14 protein-coding genes and 1 pseudogene are annotated in these 17941 nt (G+C 56.1%); 4 read left to right on the top strand and 11 right to left on the bottom strand.

Features of this window, described 5'->3' with window-relative positions:
- Positions 1 to 16: 16 nt before the first annotated feature.
- Together VI25_RS06210 and VI25_RS06205 are read left to right on the top strand one after the other, a co-directional pair.
- A complete protein-coding gene (locus VI25_RS06210; protein WP_152981516.1) occupies positions 17 to 748 on the top strand; it encodes a hypothetical protein in 732 nt (243 codons plus the stop codon).
- A gap of 227 nt (positions 749 to 975) precedes the next feature.
- A complete protein-coding gene (locus VI25_RS06205) occupies positions 976 to 2322 on the top strand; it encodes a M20/M25/M40 family metallo-hydrolase (RefSeq protein ID WP_045687167.1) in 1347 nt (448 codons plus the stop codon).
- Positions 2323 to 2452: 130 nt separating this feature from the next.
- Here the strand turns inward: VI25_RS06205 and VI25_RS06200 are convergent, their stop codons facing one another.
- The 11 genes and pseudogenes from VI25_RS06200 to VI25_RS26565 all read right to left on the bottom strand — a co-directional run bounded on the left by VI25_RS06200 (position 2453) and on the right by VI25_RS26565 (position 15779).
- Positions 2453 to 3304: a transporter gene (locus VI25_RS06200; RefSeq protein ID WP_045686895.1), complete on the bottom strand. Its 852-nt coding sequence runs from the start codon at positions 3302 to 3304 to the stop codon at positions 2453 to 2455.
- 189 nt (positions 3305 to 3493) lie between these two features.
- Complete coding sequence (locus VI25_RS06195; RefSeq protein ID WP_045686896.1) at positions 3494 to 5965, bottom strand: M1 family aminopeptidase; 2472 nt, start codon at positions 5963 to 5965, stop codon at positions 3494 to 3496.
- A gap of 173 nt (positions 5966 to 6138) precedes the next feature.
- Positions 6139 to 9239, bottom strand: a pseudogene (locus tag VI25_RS06190) (efflux RND transporter permease subunit).
- A 263-nt stretch (positions 9240 to 9502) separates the two neighbouring features.
- Positions 9503 to 9835, bottom strand: coding sequence for an efflux RND transporter periplasmic adaptor subunit (locus tag VI25_RS27645; RefSeq protein WP_052694869.1), 333 nt, complete (start codon positions 9833 to 9835; stop codon positions 9503 to 9505).
- Positions 9836 to 9882: 47 nt separating this feature from the next.
- Positions 9883 to 10605, bottom strand: coding sequence for an efflux RND transporter periplasmic adaptor subunit (locus VI25_RS27640; RefSeq protein ID WP_052694870.1), 723 nt, complete (start codon positions 10603 to 10605; stop codon positions 9883 to 9885).
- 53 nt (positions 10606 to 10658) lie between these two features.
- Entirely contained in the window at positions 10659 to 11942 is a 1284-nt protein-coding gene (locus tag VI25_RS06175) for a TolC family protein (protein WP_045686920.1), read from the bottom strand.
- Between the two features lie 235 nt (positions 11943 to 12177).
- Entirely contained in the window at positions 12178 to 13269 is a 1092-nt protein-coding gene (locus VI25_RS06170) for an efflux RND transporter periplasmic adaptor subunit (RefSeq protein ID WP_045686897.1), read from the bottom strand.
- A gap of 124 nt (positions 13270 to 13393) precedes the next feature.
- On the bottom strand, positions 13394 to 14296 hold the full coding sequence (locus VI25_RS06165) for an ATP-binding protein (protein ID WP_152981514.1): 903 nt from the start codon (positions 14294 to 14296) through the stop codon (positions 13394 to 13396).
- Positions 14248 to 14742, bottom strand: a complete 495-nt coding sequence (locus VI25_RS06160) for a hypothetical protein (RefSeq protein WP_045686899.1) — start codon at positions 14740 to 14742, stop codon at positions 14248 to 14250. The genes VI25_RS06165 and VI25_RS06160 overlap by 49 nt, the downstream gene beginning before the upstream one ends.
- 107 nt (positions 14743 to 14849) lie before the next feature.
- A complete protein-coding gene (locus VI25_RS06155; protein WP_045686921.1) occupies positions 14850 to 15527 on the bottom strand; it encodes a response regulator transcription factor in 678 nt (225 codons plus the stop codon).
- A 99-nt stretch (positions 15528 to 15626) separates the two neighbouring features.
- A complete protein-coding gene (locus tag VI25_RS26565; RefSeq protein ID WP_236704913.1) occupies positions 15627 to 15779 on the bottom strand; it encodes a hypothetical protein in 153 nt (50 codons plus the stop codon).
- Between the two features lie 265 nt (positions 15780 to 16044).
- On the opposite strand from VI25_RS26565, the gene VI25_RS06145 reads away from it, so the two are divergent.
- Entirely contained in the window at positions 16045 to 16785 is a 741-nt protein-coding gene (locus VI25_RS06145) for an electron transfer flavoprotein subunit beta/FixA family protein (protein WP_045686900.1), read from the top strand.
- A gap of 111 nt (positions 16786 to 16896) precedes the next feature.
- Complete coding sequence (locus VI25_RS06140; RefSeq protein WP_045686901.1) at positions 16897 to 17874, top strand: electron transfer flavoprotein subunit alpha/FixB family protein; 978 nt, start codon at positions 16897 to 16899, stop codon at positions 17872 to 17874.
- The last annotated feature ends 67 nt before the right edge of the window (positions 17875 to 17941 follow it).

The raw sequence follows: 17941 nt of genomic DNA, 5'->3' as shown, positions 1-17941 counted from the left end.
CTTAGCCCGACATATTATGGTCATTCGTTATTGCATACTGTTCGCATTGCTGTTGTCGGCAGAAGGAGTTTATGCTCAGCAAGCTAATACTGGAAGCGGAGCTGATGCCCAAACAAATTTGAACTCGCTGGCGGCTGGCTCGGCGGCTGTGCTGCCACGTGGAGAATCCTATGGAATGGTAGGGTCGCCCTACGTCGATAACCGGTGGCTACCAGCACGCTTGCATATGACAAACAAAGTCCCGCTGGCGCCTGTGCCGTTGAAATACGATGTACTGAACCGACGGCTTTTGATGTTGCCCGTGAATCGTCCGAACGATTCCTTGCAACTCAATGATCGGTTGGTAGCTGGTTTCGATTTGGAGGAACCAGCAGGTATTGCAGGACCTGCTCGGCAGCGAATTTTTCGTCGCTTTTCAGAAGCTCCCTCTCCAGAACTGCGCTCCGACTTTGTAGAGGTAATCCATGAGGGGAACTACGTATTGCTGAAGCGCTACGAGAAAGTACTAAAGAAAGCGAACTATCAGGGTGCCTACAGCAGTGGCGAGCGTTCTGATATTGTGGAAGATAAGACCACCTATTATTTGCGCCGCCCAGACGCAACAGTAGTGCCTGTAAAGCTGACTATGAAGGCCTTACAAGCAGCTGCGCCTGAGTTGGCCGGCAATCTAAAAGCCGCTTCTGGAGCATCCACCGCCAAATCAGATAAGGAATGGGCTGCTGTGCTGGCTGTCGTAGATAAGAAATAATCCACGAAGCTTTTTCTGTACCCCCACCTGTATGGTGAAGCATTTTTGCTCCATACAGGTGGGGTAATCTTTTCTTTAGGTTTAGCGTACCGCCCTCTCTGGATTAATGGGTAGCGGTGTGCTTGTCTAAGAATAAGAACAAAGCAGCCGGATTCTATAGTACCACTTTGACTAGCCAGCGCCAGTGAAGGTGCACATACAACAGAACAAAAAGGTTATTTTGCGCTATGCGTAAACTCCTACCTTTCGTTCTGTCTTTAGCTCTGTTCTCTCACCTTTCGCTCGCTCAGAAAAAGCGCGTAGCAGTACCAAAAACGTCTGGTGTAGCACCAGCTACTGTAGAGCGAGTACTGAAAACCTTGGCCGCCGATGATATGATGGGCCGGGCTTCTGGCCAGCCTGGCGGCCTGAAAGCAGCCCAATTCTTAGCGGCCGAGTTCCGGCGTATCCAACTGAGCACATTACCTGGCCTCACTAGCTACGAGCAGGTATTCCCCGCCTATGAGTCGCAAGTGGCAGCGCTGTTTGTGACGGTAAACAACGTTTCCATACCCAAGGAAAAAGCTATACTACTATCTACCCAGCCTCATCTGAACTGGACGGACGAAGATGAGCCTGCTACCCGAGTACTCGTTGTGGGCCCCGGCGACAATCCTCAGCAGTACATGCGTGATATTATCCGTCCGCGCGAGAACCTCGTTGTTCTTATTGACCCAGTGCACGCCGCGGTATTTGAGCGGGTGAAGGGGTACGCCAACCATGGAGGTATGCGGCTTGATAAGGTGGGAAATACTTTTTCCAGTGTCGTAGTCCTTACGCCAGCGCCCGCAACTGGCAAGGTAACATTTAGAGTAGCAGGCAATACCACCTTACGGACCCTAGAGTTGCGCAATGTAGTAGGCGTATTGCCCGGCAAAGACCCTGCTCGTGCAGCAGAGCAAGTAGTATTTTCGGGCCATTACGACCACTTAGGAGTAATTTCTGCGGTTGCTGGCGACTCCATTGCGAACGGTGCCGACGATGACGCCAGCGGCACGACAGCGGTAGTAGCACTGGCCGAGTACTTCAAAAAGAAGAACGACAACGCCCGGACGCTCGTGTTTGTGGCGTTTACGGCCGAGGAAATAGGGGGCTTCGGTTCGCAATACTTCTCTAAACAGTTAGACGCCGCTAAGATCGTGGCTATGTTCAACATTGAAATGATAGGCAAGCAGGCCAAGTTCGGACCAAATACCGCATTCATCACGGGCTTCGACAAGTCTGATTTTGGAACGCTACTGCAAGCCAATCTCAAAAGCACTCCGTTCCGCTTTGAGCCGGATCCTTATTTAGAGCAGAATCTATTTTACCGTTCTGATAATGCGACATTAGCCCGTTTGGGCGTGCCTGCCCATACCATCAGCACCGACCAGATTCCAACTGATAAGCTCTACCACTCTGTGAATGACGAGGTAGAAAGCATGGACTTGCTAAATATGACAGCAGTTATTTCTGCCATCGGGCAAAGCGCCACGGGTATTGTGAGTGGACAACAAACGCCTACGCGCATTGCTCCCGAATCGGTAAACAAGTAGCGGGCCCTCGGCCATGCGGCATACCAAGCTGTACTGCCAATACAAACACAAGGCCCTGGCGCTAGAGCGCCAGGGCCTTGTGTTTGTATTGGCAGTACGAAGATTTAGGGTCATCAATCCCGGTAGGGCACTATCGGCCTAGGCGTACACTTACGCCGCCGCCTACGGTAAGGCCACCGGCTTGACTTGTCAGCCCGTGACCGCCCGTCACGTCAAAGCGCATACCGGGTATAGGACGCCAATAGAGGCCCGAGGTAAAACCGGGTAGCCACCCTTGCTGGCGTTGCCAAGTGGCATACGTTTCGGCGAAAAAACCAAAGTGAGTAGTGGGACCCAAAGGGCCATTCAGGGCTAGAGTGGTTAGGTACTGGCCGTACTTGGTTCCTTCGGCGGTGAAAGCGCGTTGCCGAAAACCAAGGTTACCCTCTAGGCCAAAGCGTTGGCCAAGCTGTTGGGAAATAAGCAACCGCGCACCGGGCTCCAGTTGCTTGTTGGTAAAGGTGGCATCACCATTACGTAGGTTCATATCCAGCAGCACCACTACCTGCGAGCTGGCGTTTTGGGTACTAGAGGCCAAGAACTTAGCTCCCACATTAAGCGGGGCAAAACCAACTGGCCCCGTGTAGGGTGCTGCCTCGCCTTCAGTGGCAAGAGAGCGGGCCGTAGAGGCAAGCAGATAATTTTGGGTAGCTCGCAGCTCGATGTGGTTGAAGAAGCCTACCCGTAGGGTGCTACCCCAGGCCGAGCGCCCTGCGTAGCCCACACTGCTACTCGCATCATACCGAGTGAGGCCAGTTTCTAGTTGAAACTGACCAGGATAAAGCATGTTGGTGGTGATGGTTTGACCCGGCCGGTCGGGGCGAATGAGGCGTACGAAGGGCGATTCTTCGTTGTCAATCCGTGGGTCAGTGGTCTGGGCCAGGGTGCGGGCCGGGCCAGCAAGTAGCAGGGCGCCAACGGTCAGCAGAGTGGTCTTTCGCATGGTAGTGCGACACGGCCCCTGCGGTAAAAGTTCGATTTTATGGAGGCAGTGTAACCCAAGCGCCTGTTTGTCGTTAGCCGTCGGCATGGTTAAATACGATGCAAAAACACAGTTCCTGATAGGGTTACGCCTAATAAAAGAGGCCCGCATTGTGCGGGCCTCTTGATAAAAAAGCAAGATTTTTTAGTGCTAAGGAGCTTGCTTAATGGCTTGCATGGCGGCTTGCACGGTTGCTTTTTGGTCAGCCGGTTTGTCTTTCTGCACTTTGTCGAGCATGCCCAAAATGGGTTCGTCGAGGCCATATTTCTTGTATTGCACAGCCATCTTCTGCAGGCGTTCTACGCCTTCAGCAAGTACCTTGGCATCATTCAGGCGAGTCATAAAACCCACAATGCTTTCCAGCATACTAAACTTGCCTTGTGGGCCAGCCGCATCAAACTGGTCGCGCACGTAGGCCCAGGTGCTAGCATCGCCGTACTCGGCATACACGGCCGCTACGGAGGCCGCCAGGGTGCCATTGGCATTTTTCTGTAAAGACTGAGCTTGCGTCAGCGCCTGCTTCGGCTGCACGGCGGCGAGGCCTTGCAGCGCCGCACCTTGCACAGCGTACGACTGGCTGTTGAGGCCCTGGGTAAATGCTTTCTGGTCTTTCTTGTCTTTAAACTCTCCCAGCGCTAGTAGCAGGGCTGCTTGGTTGTTTGTGTTCTTCTCCTGAGCCAGCTGACGACGGATGACCGGCGCGGCTGCTTTTTGCACAGCCTTGTCGTCTAGCTTGAGGCCAGCAAGAGCCGCCAAGCGGAGGCCAGCGTACTTATCGCTCAGGGCGGAGAAGAGAAGCTGGCGGGCTGCCACATCGGTAGGGGGCAACTGAGCGGCGGCCGCTACAGCCTCGCGGCGGTCCACGAAACGTGGGGCATTTTTGTACTGATAGGCGTACTCACCAAATGGCTTGTTGTCGGTTTTTTGCCACAGCAACACCTTATCGGCATCCACATTCACGAGGTTAGGCTTGCTGGCGGCCGGAAAATGTAAGGTTTCAGTGGCTTGGCGCAGCACTACCTGGTGGCGCTGCGGCTTACCGTTCACGTATACATCCACAGCTAGCGGGAGCTGAAATACCTTGCCTGGCTGGGTTTGCTTGATAGTTACGGTCTGTTCCTTACGCCCGGCGTCGTAGCCGTAGTCAATGGTGACTACTGGGTGGCCGGCACCAAAGTACCATTGGTTGAAAAACCAGTTCAAGTCCTGGCCCGATACGGCTTCCATAGCCAAACGCAACTGGTGCGCCTCGCCATTGCCAAACTTATTATCAGTCAGGTATTTTTTCAGGCCCGCAAAGAATACGTCGTCCGTGAGGTAGTTGCGCAGCATGTTAAGGATTTGGCCGCCTTTCTGATAGCTTACCAAATCAAACATGTCCTCTTTGTCGGCATAGTGGAAGCGCACAAGGTGTTTTTGCGCGTCCTGGGGGCTGCGCAGGTAGTTGCGCATGTTCATGTAAGCGTGGGCGTCACCAGCGTCCTGGCCATACTTGTACTCAGCCCATAAAGCCTCCGAGAAGTCGGCGAAAGATTCGTTTACCGTTAGGTTGCTCCAGCTTTCGGCCGTTACTAGGTCGCCAAACCACTGGTGGAAAAGCTCGTGGGCAATTACCGATTCGCCGTTGGCATACTCGGCGTCCAGCATTTCACGCGCATCCTTCTGTAGAAACTCCCCGTGCAGGGTGGCCGAGGTGTTTTCCATGGCCCCGCTCACGTAATCGCGCACTACAATCTGGGAGTACTTATTCCAGGCGTAGTCTACCCCCAGCCGGCGCGAGAAAAATTCTAGCATTTCGGGCGTGTTGCCGAAAATCTGTTTGGCAAAGGGAGCGTACTTCGGCTCCAAATAATAGTTTACTTCCTTGCCGCGCCACGTGTCCTTGGTGATTTTGAAATCACCTACCGCCATCATAAATAGGTAGGGCGAGTGCGGCAATTCCTGCTTCCAGGTGTCAGTACGAGTGCCGTCGGTGTTTTGCTTCTGCGAATCCAGGCGGCCGTTGCTGAGCGTGACGTAGCGGGCGGGCACCGTCATGCTAATTTCCGCCGTTGTTTTCTGGTTGGGCTTGTCGATGGTGGGAAACCAGGCCGAAGAGCTTTCCGTCTCGCCCTGGGTCCAGATCTGCCGGGGCTTGCCCGCCTCAGTGCTATCGGGGTTTATAAAGTAGAGACCCTTGGCATCGGTAATGGCGGCACTACCCTTGGCTTTCAGCTCCTCTGGCTTCGCTACGTACTCAATGTATACCGTGTACTGCTGGCCGGGCGTGTACAGCTTATCCAAGTGTACCAACATTTGCTCCTGGTTGTAGTCGAAGCGCAGGGTCTTGGTGTCGTTGCCATTCACCATAGTCACCGACTTAATATCCATACCCTTCGCATCCAGCCGCAACGAGTCGGTGGCGTAGGCTACGGGCTGAAGCGTTACCCATTCGCGGCCCAGTAGTTGGCGCTTAGCATAGTCGAAGCGTACATCCAACTTGGTGTGCACCAGAGCGTTGACTTTGCGGGGTGTTTCACGGTAGGAGAGTGTAGCAGCCGAGTCGGGACGGGATGCCGAGGATTGGGCCAAAGCCGGGGCGGCCGCCAATAAGCCGAGGCTCAGCAGGAAAGCTTTTGTCATGAATGAAAGAGCAAGAATTAGGACTGCTAGTTGCAAACTTTTCCGCACAGATGCGCCAGATAAAGCTATGGTTGTTTGTCAGGGCTGCTACCCGCCAAGCAAGAAGACTATGGCTTTAAAAAACAACAGCCGGCCAAAAGCCGACTGTTGTTTAATTCACCAAACAGGTACCCCTAATGCACCAGTACTCCAAGCTGGTGCCGCTCGGGGCGGAGCGTAAGATCATCGCCGTAGTGAGTATGCTCGGCGCGGTAGGCCTTCTCGAAAATCAAGGGGAAGATGAACAAGGTGAGAATGGTGCCGGTGATGAGGCCGCCAATAACCACAATAGCCAGTGGCTTAGAGGTTTCACTACCAATACCAGTGCTGATGGCGGCGGGCATCAGGCCGATGGTGGCCATGAGAGCCGTCATGACCACGGGGCGCACCCGGCTGGTTACGCCGTCGTGGATGCTACGGTCGAGGCTCATCTTACGCACCATGTTCTGCTTGAACACCGATATCAGAATCACCCCATTCTGGATGCAGATACCGAACAAGGCAATGAACCCAATGCCAGCCGAAATGCTGAAGTTGGTGTGGGTGATGAGCAGGGCCGCAATACCCCCGATGATGGCAAACGGCACGTTCAGGAGCACTAGGCCGGCATCTTTGAGGTTGCCAAACAGAATGAACAGAATAAAGAAAATCAGGCCCAACGATACTGGTACTACCTGCATGAGGCGCTGGGTGGCGCGGCGCTGGTTCTCGAAGTCGCCGGTCCACTTCATGGTGTAGCCTTTGGGCAGGCTTACCACTTGGTTGACCTTCTTCTGAGCTTCCTCGATGGTGCTGCCCATGTCGCGGCCCCGGATGCTGAACTTCACAGCAGCAAAACGCTGGTTATCGTCGCGGTAGATGAGGCTGGGGCCGTTTACGTCGCCGATGGTGGCAATTTCGGAGAGGGGGATGGTGGTGCCGTTTTGGGTGGGTACCATGAGGGCTGCAATTTCCTGGGGCGTCTGGCGGAACTGTTCCTGGTAACGCACCCGGATGGGGAATTTCCGCTCGCCCTCGTACATCTGGGATGCTTGCTTGCCGCCCACGGCCATTTCCAGCACCGCGTTGGCGTCGGCCTTGCTCACGCCATACTGGGCCATGCGCTGCTCATCGAGGTCTACGTGCAGCTCGGGCTGGCCGATGTTGCGCAGCACGCCTAGGTCGTCGATGCCTTTGATGTTCTTAAGGATGCCGTACACTTGGCGGCCTTTTTCCTCCATCAGCTTGAGGTCCTGGCCGTAGATTTTCACGGCAATGGAGCCTTTCACGCCCGAGGCGGCTTCTTCCACGTTGTCGGTGATGGCTGAGAGAAGTTGAAATCCACGCCGGGGAAACGGTTCAGCTTTTCCTTCATGTGCTCAATCAGGGCTTCGCGCTTGTCTTTGTGCTTCATTTCGGCTTCCACCTCGGGGGTGTGCTTGAGCTGCACCAGAAACTCGTTGTTGTAGAAGCCGGTCGGGTCGGTGCCGTCGTTGGGGCGGCCCGTCTGGCTCACTACGTCGCCCACTTCGGGGAAGCTCAGAAACACCCGGCGCATCTCGTTGCAAAGCTTGTTCGATTCATCAAGACTGATGCTCAGTGGCAGCTGGGCCCGCACGTAGATGGAGCCTTCGTTCAGCTCGGGCAAGAACTCGGAACCCAGGAAGTGGAAGGCGCCCATGCCTAGCACCACGGCCACGGTGGCTACCAGCAAGCTGGCGGTTTTGCGGGCGTAGGTGAAGGAGAAGAACCGTTGCGCGCCCCGGTTAATGCCGCGCACAAAGAAGTTGTCCTTCTCCACTACGTTCTTTTTCAACAGGATGGAGGTGAGAACCGGTACCAGCGTGAGGGTGAAGATGAGCGCACCCAGTAAAGCAAAACCTAGCGTCCAGGCCAGTGGGCTGAATACCTTGCCTTCCACTTTCTCGAAGGAAAAGATGGGCAGCAACGCGGTGATAATGATGGCCTTGGAGAAGAAAATGGCCTTGCCCATGTCGCGGCCGGTTTTCTTGATGAGGCCCAGCTTGGCCACCTTGTTGAACCGCTCCATCCCCATTTTGTGTGCCTTGTGGTCGAGCGCCACAAAGAGCCCTTCCACCATCACCACGGCCCCATCAATAATAATCCCGAAGTCGATGGCACCCATGCTGAGCAGGTTGGCCGACATGCCCTTGAGCCGCAAGCAGATGAAGGCGAACAGCAAGGCCAGCGGGATAATCACGCTCACGACCACCGTGGTGCGCCAGTCGGCCATGAACACGAACACAATCACCGTCACCAGCACAATGCCTTCCAGCAAGTTGTGAATCACGGTTTCGGTCGAGAAGTCGATGAGCTGCTGCCGGTCGTAGAAGGTTTTGATCTTCACGTCGGCAGGCAGAATCTTGTCGTTGAGGTCGGCTACTTTGTCTTTGAGGCGGGCAATGACTTCGGAGGGGTTTTCGCCCTTGCGCATCACCACAATGCCTTCCAGCACGTCGTCGTTGAGGCCGCGGCCCACCCGGCCCAGCCGCGGCAGCGCCGACTCGTGCACGATGGCCACGTCCTTTACCAGAATAGGGGCGCCGTTCACGTTCTTGATAACCGTGTTGTTGATGTCGCCGATGTTGTTGAGTAGGCCGATGCCGCGCACCACGTAGTTCTGCTGGCCCTCGTTTATCACGTCGCCGCCCACGTTGATGTTGCTGCGCTGGATGGCGTTGTAGAGGTCGAGGGGCGTGAGTCCCAGGTCCTGGAGCTTGCCGGGGTTCACACTGATTTCGTAGTCCTTCACCTCGCCGCCGAAGCTGTTCACGTCGGCCACGCCGGGCACGGCTTTCAGGTTGCGCTCCACCACCCAATCTTGCAAAGTTTTCAGTTCGCGGGTGGTCTTTTCCTTGCTTTGCAAGGTGTAGCGGAAAATTTCGCCGGTGGGGCCGTAAGGCGGCTGCACGTCGGGGTCGGCACCTTCGGGCAGGTCGGCCTGGCTGAGCAGGTTGTTGACCTGTACGCGGGCAAAGGCATCGTCCACGCCATCATCGAAAATCACCTTCACCACCGACAGCCCAAACAGGGTGGTGCTCCGGATGCTGGTTTTCTTCTGCACCGGATTCAGCGCAATTTCGATAGGCGCCGTCACGAACTTCTCAATCTCCTCGGCCGAGCGGCCGGGCCACTGCGTGATGATGGTAATTTCGGTGTTCGTAACGTCCGGAAAGGCCTCAATCGGTGTATTCCGGTAGCTCATCACCCCGGCCACAATGACTACAAACGTCATCAGAAACACGAAACCCCGGTTTTTGAGCGAAAAGGCAATAATGCCTTGGATGAATTTATTCATGGCTTTTCAAGAAGCTAGAGGGCAATAACTAGAGCTAGAAAATGGCAAGGCTAGCCTAGCTCCCCTCCTCAGATGAGGAAGGATTGGGGATGGTTGATAGTCGTTTGGGTAGTTCTTAGAACTAGTATTAGTAGATGAGCTGACGCTCCGGTCAACCACCCCCAACCCCTCCTCATCTGAGGGGAGCTAGCTTTCTAGCTTTAGTCGTTCAACTCGTCGTAGACTAGCAGCTGGTTTTGGGCGATGATGTGCTCCCCGTCTTTGAGGCCGGTTTGCACGTAGCTCACGTCGCCGACGGTTTTGAAGAGTTGAACCTCGCGGGTTTCCACGTGGTGCCGGTCTTTGAACACCATCACGAAGTTGCGGTCCTTATCGAACACCACGCACTGGGCAGGCACGGCCAGCATTTGCTGGTTTTCGGTATTGAGCACCTTGATTTGGGCGTACATCTCGGGCTTGAGCAGGTAGCCGGGGTTGTTGAGCTTCACGCGCACCTTCATTACCTTACTTTCGGGGTCGAGTACGTTGAACACCTTATCAATGCGGCCGGTGAAGTGCTTGTCGGGGTAGGAGAGGGTGGTTACGTCGGCCTGGTAGCTTCCTGCACCTTGCTGATGTCGGACTCAAACACGTTGGCCATAATCCACACGTCGTCGAGGTTGCTGACCGTGAACAGGTTGCCCACGTTGTCGGCGTTGAACTGCATGTGGTCGGTCACGTTCTTTTCGGTGATGAAGCCCGAAATGGGGGCCCGCAACGTGTAGGTACCATCGGCCGACACACCGTACACACCAAGCTGCTTGCGGCTTTTGCCCACGTTGCTTTGGGCTTTGCGCAACTCCTGGCGGGCCAGGCTCACGTCGCGCTCCGAGGCCAGGCCGACTTTGTACTGGTCTTCCAGCACCGAAAGGTTTTTGCGGGCAATGTCCAGGTCGGTGCCGGCGGTGCTGCTCTGGTTCTGGAGGTCGGCAATTTCGCCGCTCTTAATCACGGCCAGCACCTGGCCCTTGGTTACATGGTCGCCTAGCTCCACGCTCAGCTGCTCTACCACGCCGCCTACCAGTGGGTACACTTTCACGGTTTTGTCGCCGTCGGTGGCAATCTGGCCCGAGAGGCTCAGCTCGTCGCGCACCGGCTCCCGGCGCACGGTATCAATCTTCAACTCGCGCAGCATCTGGTTGGACATAGTGAAGCCCGCTTCCGCTTTCTGTGGTACGTCGGCTTCTTCTGATTTCGAGCAGCTCGCCAGTCCCAGGGCAAGCGGGAGGGCCAACGAGGTGGCCAGAGTGGCAAAGCGGGGCATGGAAAGAGGGCGTTTGAGGGAAGTGGCGAAGGATTTTGAAGTCGGCAGCATGATTATTCGGCGTTGAACACCGGGCGGCCCACGGCGTAGTTGAGTTGTTCGAAGGCGCGCACCCGGTTGGCGCGTAGGGCGTTGAGCTGCACGAGGTTGTTCTTGTAGCTCTCGTAGAAATCCAGGAATTCCACAATGGTGAGGTTGCGCTTGGCATAGCTCTCGTCAATGCCACGCATCAGGCGGTTGAAGTCGGAGGTTTCCCGGTCGGTGCCTTGGTAGAGCTGGTCATTTTGGCGGGCCAGGCGCCAGGCTTCCTGCACATCGTTCTGCACCTGAAGCTGCTGTTGGTTGAACTGCGCCTTGCTGACTTCAATCTGGTTTTGCGCGGTGCGAATGTTGCCCTGGTTGCGGTTGAAAATGGGAACGGCCACGCCTAGCGTGAGGGCGTTGTAGTTCTGGATGTAATTGCCGGCCCGGTCGTACACGTAGCCTACGGCCAGGTCGGGGGCGGCTAAGGCGCGTTGCAGGCGCAGGTTCTGGGTTTGCTGCTGCACGGCGGCTTGGCGGGCTTTCAAGTCGGCGCGGTTCACCTGGGCCGAGTCAATGAGCTGCGCTTCGGTGCGGTCGGTCAGGCTGAGGGCTTTCAGGCGGTTGCCGTCGGCCTGAGGCATGTAGTACGCACCGCTGGTGTCGCGCATCAACGTGCGGAGGTCGGCTTGCTCGGCGGCAATGTCGTTGAGCAAGGTCTGCCGCTCGTTGCGCAGCTGAAACAGAAAGGCTTTCAGTCGAATCACCTCTTTCAGGGCAATATTCCCCTTTTCGTACTGGCCCTGATATAAGCTCACGGTGCGCTGAAAGCTGGCCACTTCCTGGTCGTACACGCTCACGCTCTGTTGCTTATAATACAGGTCGTAGAAGGTGCTGCGGAGCTGGTAGCGTAGGGTGCGCAAAAGTTCCTGGAAGGTGAACTGCTCGACTAGGGCGTTCTGCTGGGCCACGTTGGCGGCGGCTTTGCGCCTGCCGGCAATGGCAAACAGCTGCTGCACCTGCACAATGGAGTTGCCGGTTTTGGTTACGTCGAGCACCTTGCGCGTCTGCGGATTATAGGTGTTCTGCTCGATGGAAATGGTAGGGTTGTCCCAGAGGCGGGCCTGTAGTATCTGGGCTTCCGCCGCCGACACGTTGTAGCGCTGGGCGAGCAGCAGCAAGTTGTTTTGTACGAACTGCTGCTCGGCTTGGGGCAGCGTGAGCGTCAGGGTGTCGCCGGCAAGCGGCGCGGCAGTAGCAGGGGGGCTGAAGTGCAGCAGCAGAGCCAGCGGCAGCAGGAAAAGGAGGCGTTGCATATCCGAATTCGGTGTTGAGATATGCAAGAGTACGCCCCCCATATTAGGGGCGAATTAGAGGTATATTAGAAACGGATTAGAGCGAAATATTTTTTTCAGAAAGGTGGTCCTTTCTACCGAAACCGCCTTTCTGACGCTGTTAGCAGGCAAAGAAATTGCCGCCGAGGACGGCTCCAGTAGTTCCCGCTCCGCCGTGCTCATGGCATGCCGGACCCAGTGCCAGGAGGCGTGCGGGCTAGTCATTGAGTTCTTTGTAATAGAGCAACGCATTATTAGTCACTACCTGCTCACCGGGCGCTAGGCCGCTGCTCACGTAGCTCATACCCTGACCGGCGTGCTGCACGGCTACCGGGCGGGTTTCCACGGAGTTGTTCTTCACTACCAGCGCGTAGCGGCGGCCGTTGGCAAACACCAGGCTGGTCGAAGGCACTGCCGGCAGGCGGGTGGTGCTGGTTTGGGTGAGGTGAATGCGCGCAAACATGCCGGGCTTTAGCAGGTGGTCGGGGTTAGCAAGCCGCACCCGGACCTGGAGCGTTTTACGTTCGGGGTCCAGCACGTTGAACACCTTGTCTACACGGCCCGCAAACTGCCGGTCGGGGTAGCTCAGGGTGTGTACTTGCACCGGCAAACCCGCCTGTACCTTCTCAATATCCGACTGAAATACATCGGCCAGCACCCACACTTCATCGAGGTTAGCCACCGTAAACAGGCTACCTACTTGGCCGGGATCGAACTGTTGCCCTTCCGTTAGGTGCTTTTCAACGACGGTGCCCGCCTGGGGCGCGCGCAGGGTGTAGTGGTCGGGGGCGGTGCCGTACACGTCGGTTTGCTTGCGCAGGCGGGTTAGCTCGGCCTGGGCTTTTTGCAGGGCGGCGCGGGCCAAACTCAGGTCCTGGTCGGAGGCCATACCGTCGGCGTGCATCTCGCTCACAGCTTCCAGCTGCACGCGGGCCGTGCCTAAGTTCACGGTGGCTTCGGTACGCTCCTGGGCTAGGCCGGCAATGTGGGCGCTGCGAAGCACCGCCAGTGGCTGCCCCGCCGTTACCACGTCGCCGAGGGCCACGGGGGCCTGCTCTACTACCCCGCCGGCTAAGGCGTACACGGGCGTTAGGCGGTCGGCGTTGGGCGTTATGCGGCCTTCTAGGCGCAATTCCGTTTGGATGGGAGCCAGCTGCACACTATCAGTTTGCAGAGCGGCCACGGTGGCGGCGGGTAGCCGCTGGGTATCGGGGCGGGGTAGGGGGTCGGTGGTTTCTTCGGTGCAGCCGCTCAGGCATAAGCTGGTAGGCAGCAGCAGGAGAGAGGAGAAATGGAATAGGCGGTTCATGGGCGTAGCTTGTAAGTTGCAAGCTTACGCCCCCGGTATTAGCCACGGGTTAGAGGTAGATTAGAAACCGATTAGAAAATGAAGTTTCTATGAATTTCTGCCTGCAAATCCCACTTAACACCTGCTAAAAGACCACCTCAGCCAAGGTGCCCGCTCCTAGCTGGGAGCTGATACGCAACTCGCCGCCGTGCAGCTGCACAATCTTGCGGGCCAGCGGCAGCCCTACGCCGTGCCCCGTAACAGCACGGGCATTATCGGCCCGGAAAAACGGTTGAAAAATCTGGGGTAGCTCTTTCTCTCCAATACCAATGCCGTGGTCCTGCACCCGAATTTGCCGCTGCCCGTGGCGGTAATTGAACTGCACCTCCACCGGTTGGTTTTCGGGCGAATATTTGAGCGCGTTGTCGAGCAGGTTTACCAGCGCCCGGCTCAGCAACTGGCGGTTGCCCTTGATTTCCAGCTGGTCGGCTTCCTCGGGCAACTCACCCAGCGTGATGTGCACGCGAAGGCGCTGATCGGGCGCCAGCGCCTCCCGTACCTCCCACAGCAATTCATCCAGCCTGATTTCTTCAGTGTTGCCGGAGTTAGTTTGGGTTAGGTCCAGTAAATTGTTAATCAATAGTTTGAGTTGTTGCAGCTCGTACAACACCGAGGCAAGGCCCTCGCGGTACGCGGCTGGCTCCCGTTCCCGGTTCAAGAGCACCTGCAACTCCCCAATAGTGGCCGTAAGCGGCGTACGTAGCTCATGCGAGGCATTGCTGACGAACGTGCGCTGGGTTTCGAAGCCATCTTCCAGCCGTTCCAGCATGCGGTTGAAGGTGCGGGCTAGGCGCGTTATCTCGTCCTGCTCATTGCTAATGCCCTCATTCACGCGTAGGTGTAAATCTTGGGTGGTGATGCGGTCTACTTGGTCATTAACGGCGGCAATAGGAGCCAGGGCCTTGCCCGCAAATACCCGCCCAGCTATATAAATAACCACTATGCTGCTGACGAAGATACCCGCCAGCATGGTAGCCAGATGCTCCAAACGGGCCCGCCCCGAGTGATTCTCGCGGCCGCCACAATGATGTATTCTCCTTGGTTGTCTTGGTAAAACAGCCCTACCGCCTGGCGGCTCCCCAATTGAAAGTATACTTCCTTCTCTGCAAGGATACGCGCCAGCAGGTGTTCGGAAATCATGATGCGCCGGTCCTGCTCAATGAAGCGGGGCTGCAACTGCGCGTCGTAGATCTGCAGCACCTCGTTAGTAAGCGTGCGGAGGTAGCGGCGCTGAAATTCTCGAAAAGCATCGGCCCGCAGCTCGTCCTGCTCCAAGAAAACATACCCTGTTACTTCGGCCCGGTCCCGCAGGCGCACATGAAATTCTTCGTGCGTGTAATCAGCCTGCAGAATGTACACCACCGACATAACGGCCAGCAGAATTACGGCCACCAGCCCCAGAAATAACCACGTCAGCCGGTTACGGATGGTCATAGGACAAGCAAAGCAGAATGTGAGGTAGGATTAGCCGGCGTAAGATGCGTAAAGGATGCGAGTCGGAGAGTTAGAGTACAGCCACGCAGCTACCTGCTGGTGATGCCCTAACTCTCCACGCGCAATACGTAGCCCATACCTACCACCGTATGCAATAGCTTTTGGGAGAAGCCTTTATCCACTTTATTGCGCAGGTAGTTTACGTACACATCTACCACGTTCGAACCCGCGTCAAACGACTCTTCCCATACGTCGCCGGCTATTTCAGCGCGGCTCAACACGCGGCCCGGATGGCGCATGAACAATTCAAGCAAGCCAAACTCGCGGGCGGTGAGCTTGATAGGCTGCCCGGCACGAGTCACCGTCTTGGCGGCAGTATCCAAGGTAAGGTCGGCGAGAGAAAGCACCGCACTCTTGATTTGTTGCCCCCGGCGGCGGGTAAGAGCATGCACCCGGGCTACCAACTCAGGAAAATCAAAAGGCTTGAGCAAGTAGTCGTCGGCCCCGCCGTTGAAGCCATCTAGTTTGTCTTGGGTGGTGCCTAGGGCCGTGAGCATGAGCACTGGGGTTTGCTGGTCCTGGGTGCGTAGGGTTTGGAGCACCTCCAAGCCACTGGCGTACGGCAATATCACATCCAGAATGATGAGGTCGTACGAATGGGAGAGGGCTAGTTGGCGCCCAAAGCGTCCGTCGTAAGCAACTTCCACCTCAAAGCCCTCTTCCTCTAAACCCCGCCGAATAAAGGCGGAAACCTTTGGCTCATCCTCAACTAGTAGTATTTTCACAGCATGCAGACGGTAAGGCAAACGTAGCAGGACCAGTTACGGGACCGAGAAAGTTTGAGGAGAATATAGCGTTGCCAAATCACAGCGGGTTACGGCCTGCTAATCTTCATCCTCGTAATCTAAGCCCAGCAGTTGGTTTAAGGCTTGTTGAATTTCGCTGGCTGCGTGCATCTGGCCTGCTCGCCGCGCTACGGTGAGGCCCGTGCGGTAAACTTTTTCGGCTTCTTCAGGCTTTCCTAATTCCTGAAGCATCTTCCAGCGTGGTAGTACGTACCCACATACTCCGGGTGCTCCTCGAGCAATTTTTGGTAATACTCCATCGCCCGCCTTGGCTCCGTAGTTCGGTATTCCGTGGCTAGCGCGTAAATGATAAATGGGTCGGTGGGGTCCTCTTCGTAGAAGGCCAGGAGTTGTTGCAGGCGGCTCGGCGTCATATCCATTGGGCGGGAGTTTTCAGTATCTTCGCCCCAAATTTGGGACTTTCCCTTAGTTTCTCCTCCACTACAAGCAGCCGTAGATGAAGTTTCTCGTTTGCATCAGCAACGTTCCCGACACGACCACCAAAATTACCTTCACGCCCGATAATAAGGAGTTCAACAAGGCCGGCGTGCAGTTCGTCATCAATCCGTGGGATGAATACGCCCTCACCCGCGCCATTGAGCTGAAAGAAGCCCAAGGCGGTGGCACCGTTACCGTGCTCAACGTAGGAGAGGCTGACACCGAGCCCAACATTCGCAAGGCCCTCGCCATTGGTGCCGACGACGCGATTCGCGTCAACGCGGTTCCTACGGATGCCTTCTTCGTAGCTCAGCAGATTGCTAGCGTTGCCAAGGAAGGCGGCTACGATGTTATTCTGATGGGTAAGGAAAGCATCGACTACAACGGCTTCCAGGTGCACGGTATGGTAGGTGAGTTGCTCGGTATCCCTACGGTAGCGCCAGCCATGAAGCTGGACATGAGCGGCACTACTGCCACGTTGGAGCGCGAAATTGAGGGAGGTAAAGAAATTGTGGAAGTAAACACGCCCTTCGTTGCCAGCTGCCAGCAGCCCATGTGCGAGCCCCGCATCCCCAACATGCGCGGCATCATGACGGCCCGCACCAAGCCCCTGAAAGTAGTACAGCCTACCAGCGACGCGGCCCGTACGGAAGTAGCTGAGTATGCCTTGCCTCCCAAGAAGCAAGGCGTGAAACTCATCCCAGCCGAAAGCGCTGGGGAGTTGATCAAGCTGCTGCGTAACGAAGCTAAAGTTATCTAAAGGAAGAAGCGGGAGCAGTAGCAAACCCAGGACAAGCGCACCCCACGCGTTTCATTTGTTGCTGCTCCACCGAACTACGCTTCTCTTTTCCCACTCCTCATGTCTAAATAAATGTCTGTTTTAGTTGTAGTTGAATGTGATGGCGGCGAGGTAAAGAAGTCCTCGCTGGAAGTAGCTTCGTACGGAAGCCAGGTAGCCCAACTGCTCGGTACCACAGCTACGGCTGTGGCCGTAGGCGAAGCGACCGAAGCGAGCTTAGCCGCCCTAGGCGAGCAGGGTATTACGAAAGTGCTCTACGATGCTGAGCCCCGTCTGAAGGATTTTGTAAACGGCGCGTACACCAAGCTGATTGCGGCGGCGGCCCAGCAGGAAGACGCCAAAGTGCTGGTACTAGCCAACTCCAACATTGGTGCTGCCGTGGGCTCGCGCCTCTCGGTGCGCTTGCAGGCTAGCCTGGCTACGAACGTAGTAGAACTGCCTAAGGTAGACGGTGGTACCTTCACGGTGAAGCGCGGTGCCTTCTCGGGCAAGGCCCTGGCCGATGTGAAGCTGTCGAGCGACCGGAAAATCATTGCCGTTAAGAAAAACTCTATTGAGGCCCTACACGAGGCTGGCAAGACGGCTCAAGTAGAGTCATTCTCGGCGCAATTAACTGATGCCGACTTTGCGGATGCTCCTAAGCAGGTCGTAATGCAGGACCAGGCCGGCGGTGTGCTGCTGCCCGAAGCCGATAAGGTTGTGTCGGGTGGCCGCGGCATGAAAGGCCCCGAGAACTGGAACCTGATTGAGGACCTTGCTAAAGCCTTGGGGGCTGCCACGGCCTGCTCTAAGCCAGTGTCCGACGTCGATTGGCGCCCTCACCACGAACACGTAGGCCAAACCGGCATTACCGTATCGCCTAACCTGTACATTGCTTGTGGTATTTCCGGCGCAATTCAGCACTTGGCGGGCGTAAACTCCTCTAAGGTAATTGTGGTAATCAACAAAGACCCCGAGGCTCCGTTCTTTAAGGCTGCCGATTATGGCATCGTAGGCGACGTATTTGACGTACTGCCTAAACTAACCCAAGCAGTAAAGGAATTAGGTTAATGTGATTAATGTGTGGCTGTGGCTGGGAGCAGGCTTGCTCTCATTCGCAGCCACATTTTTCACCTCC

This window comes from Hymenobacter sp. AT01-02, from assembly GCF_000961955.2.
Lineage (GTDB): Bacteria > Bacteroidota > Bacteroidia > Cytophagales > Hymenobacteraceae > Hymenobacter > Hymenobacter mucosus.
This window is presented reverse-complemented; position numbering and strand designations above follow the sequence as displayed.

Coding starts and splice junctions, on each gene's coding strand:
- VI25_RS06210 (WP_152981516.1), top strand. CDS start 17: ATGGTCATTCGTTATTGCATACTGTTCGCATTGCTGTTGTCGGCAGAA.
- VI25_RS06205 (WP_045687167.1), top strand. CDS start 976: ATGCGTAAACTCCTACCTTTCGTTCTGTCTTTAGCTCTGTTCTCTCAC.
- VI25_RS06200 (WP_045686895.1), bottom strand. CDS start 3,304: ATGCGAAAGACCACTCTGCTGACCGTTGGCGCCCTGCTACTTGCTGGC.
- VI25_RS06195 (WP_045686896.1), bottom strand. CDS start 5,965: ATGACAAAAGCTTTCCTGCTGAGCCTCGGCTTATTGGCGGCCGCCCCG.
- VI25_RS27640 (WP_052694870.1), bottom strand. CDS start 10,605: ATGCCCCGCTTTGCCACTCTGGCCACCTCGTTGGCCCTCCCGCTTGCC.
- VI25_RS06175 (WP_045686920.1), bottom strand. CDS start 11,942: ATGCAACGCCTCCTTTTCCTGCTGCCGCTGGCTCTGCTGCTGCACTTC.
- VI25_RS06170 (WP_045686897.1), bottom strand. CDS start 13,269: ATGAACCGCCTATTCCATTTCTCCTCTCTCCTGCTGCTGCCTACCAGC.
- VI25_RS06160 (WP_045686899.1), bottom strand. CDS start 14,742: ATGACCATCCGTAACCGGCTGACGTGGTTATTTCTGGGGCTGGTGGCC.
- VI25_RS26565 (WP_236704913.1), bottom strand. CDS start 15,779: ATGCTTCAGGAATTAGGAAAGCCTGAAGAAGCCGAAAAAGTTTACCGC.
- VI25_RS06145 (WP_045686900.1), top strand. CDS start 16,045: ATGAAGTTTCTCGTTTGCATCAGCAACGTTCCCGACACGACCACCAAA.
- VI25_RS06140 (WP_045686901.1), top strand. CDS start 16,897: ATGTCTGTTTTAGTTGTAGTTGAATGTGATGGCGGCGAGGTAAAGAAG.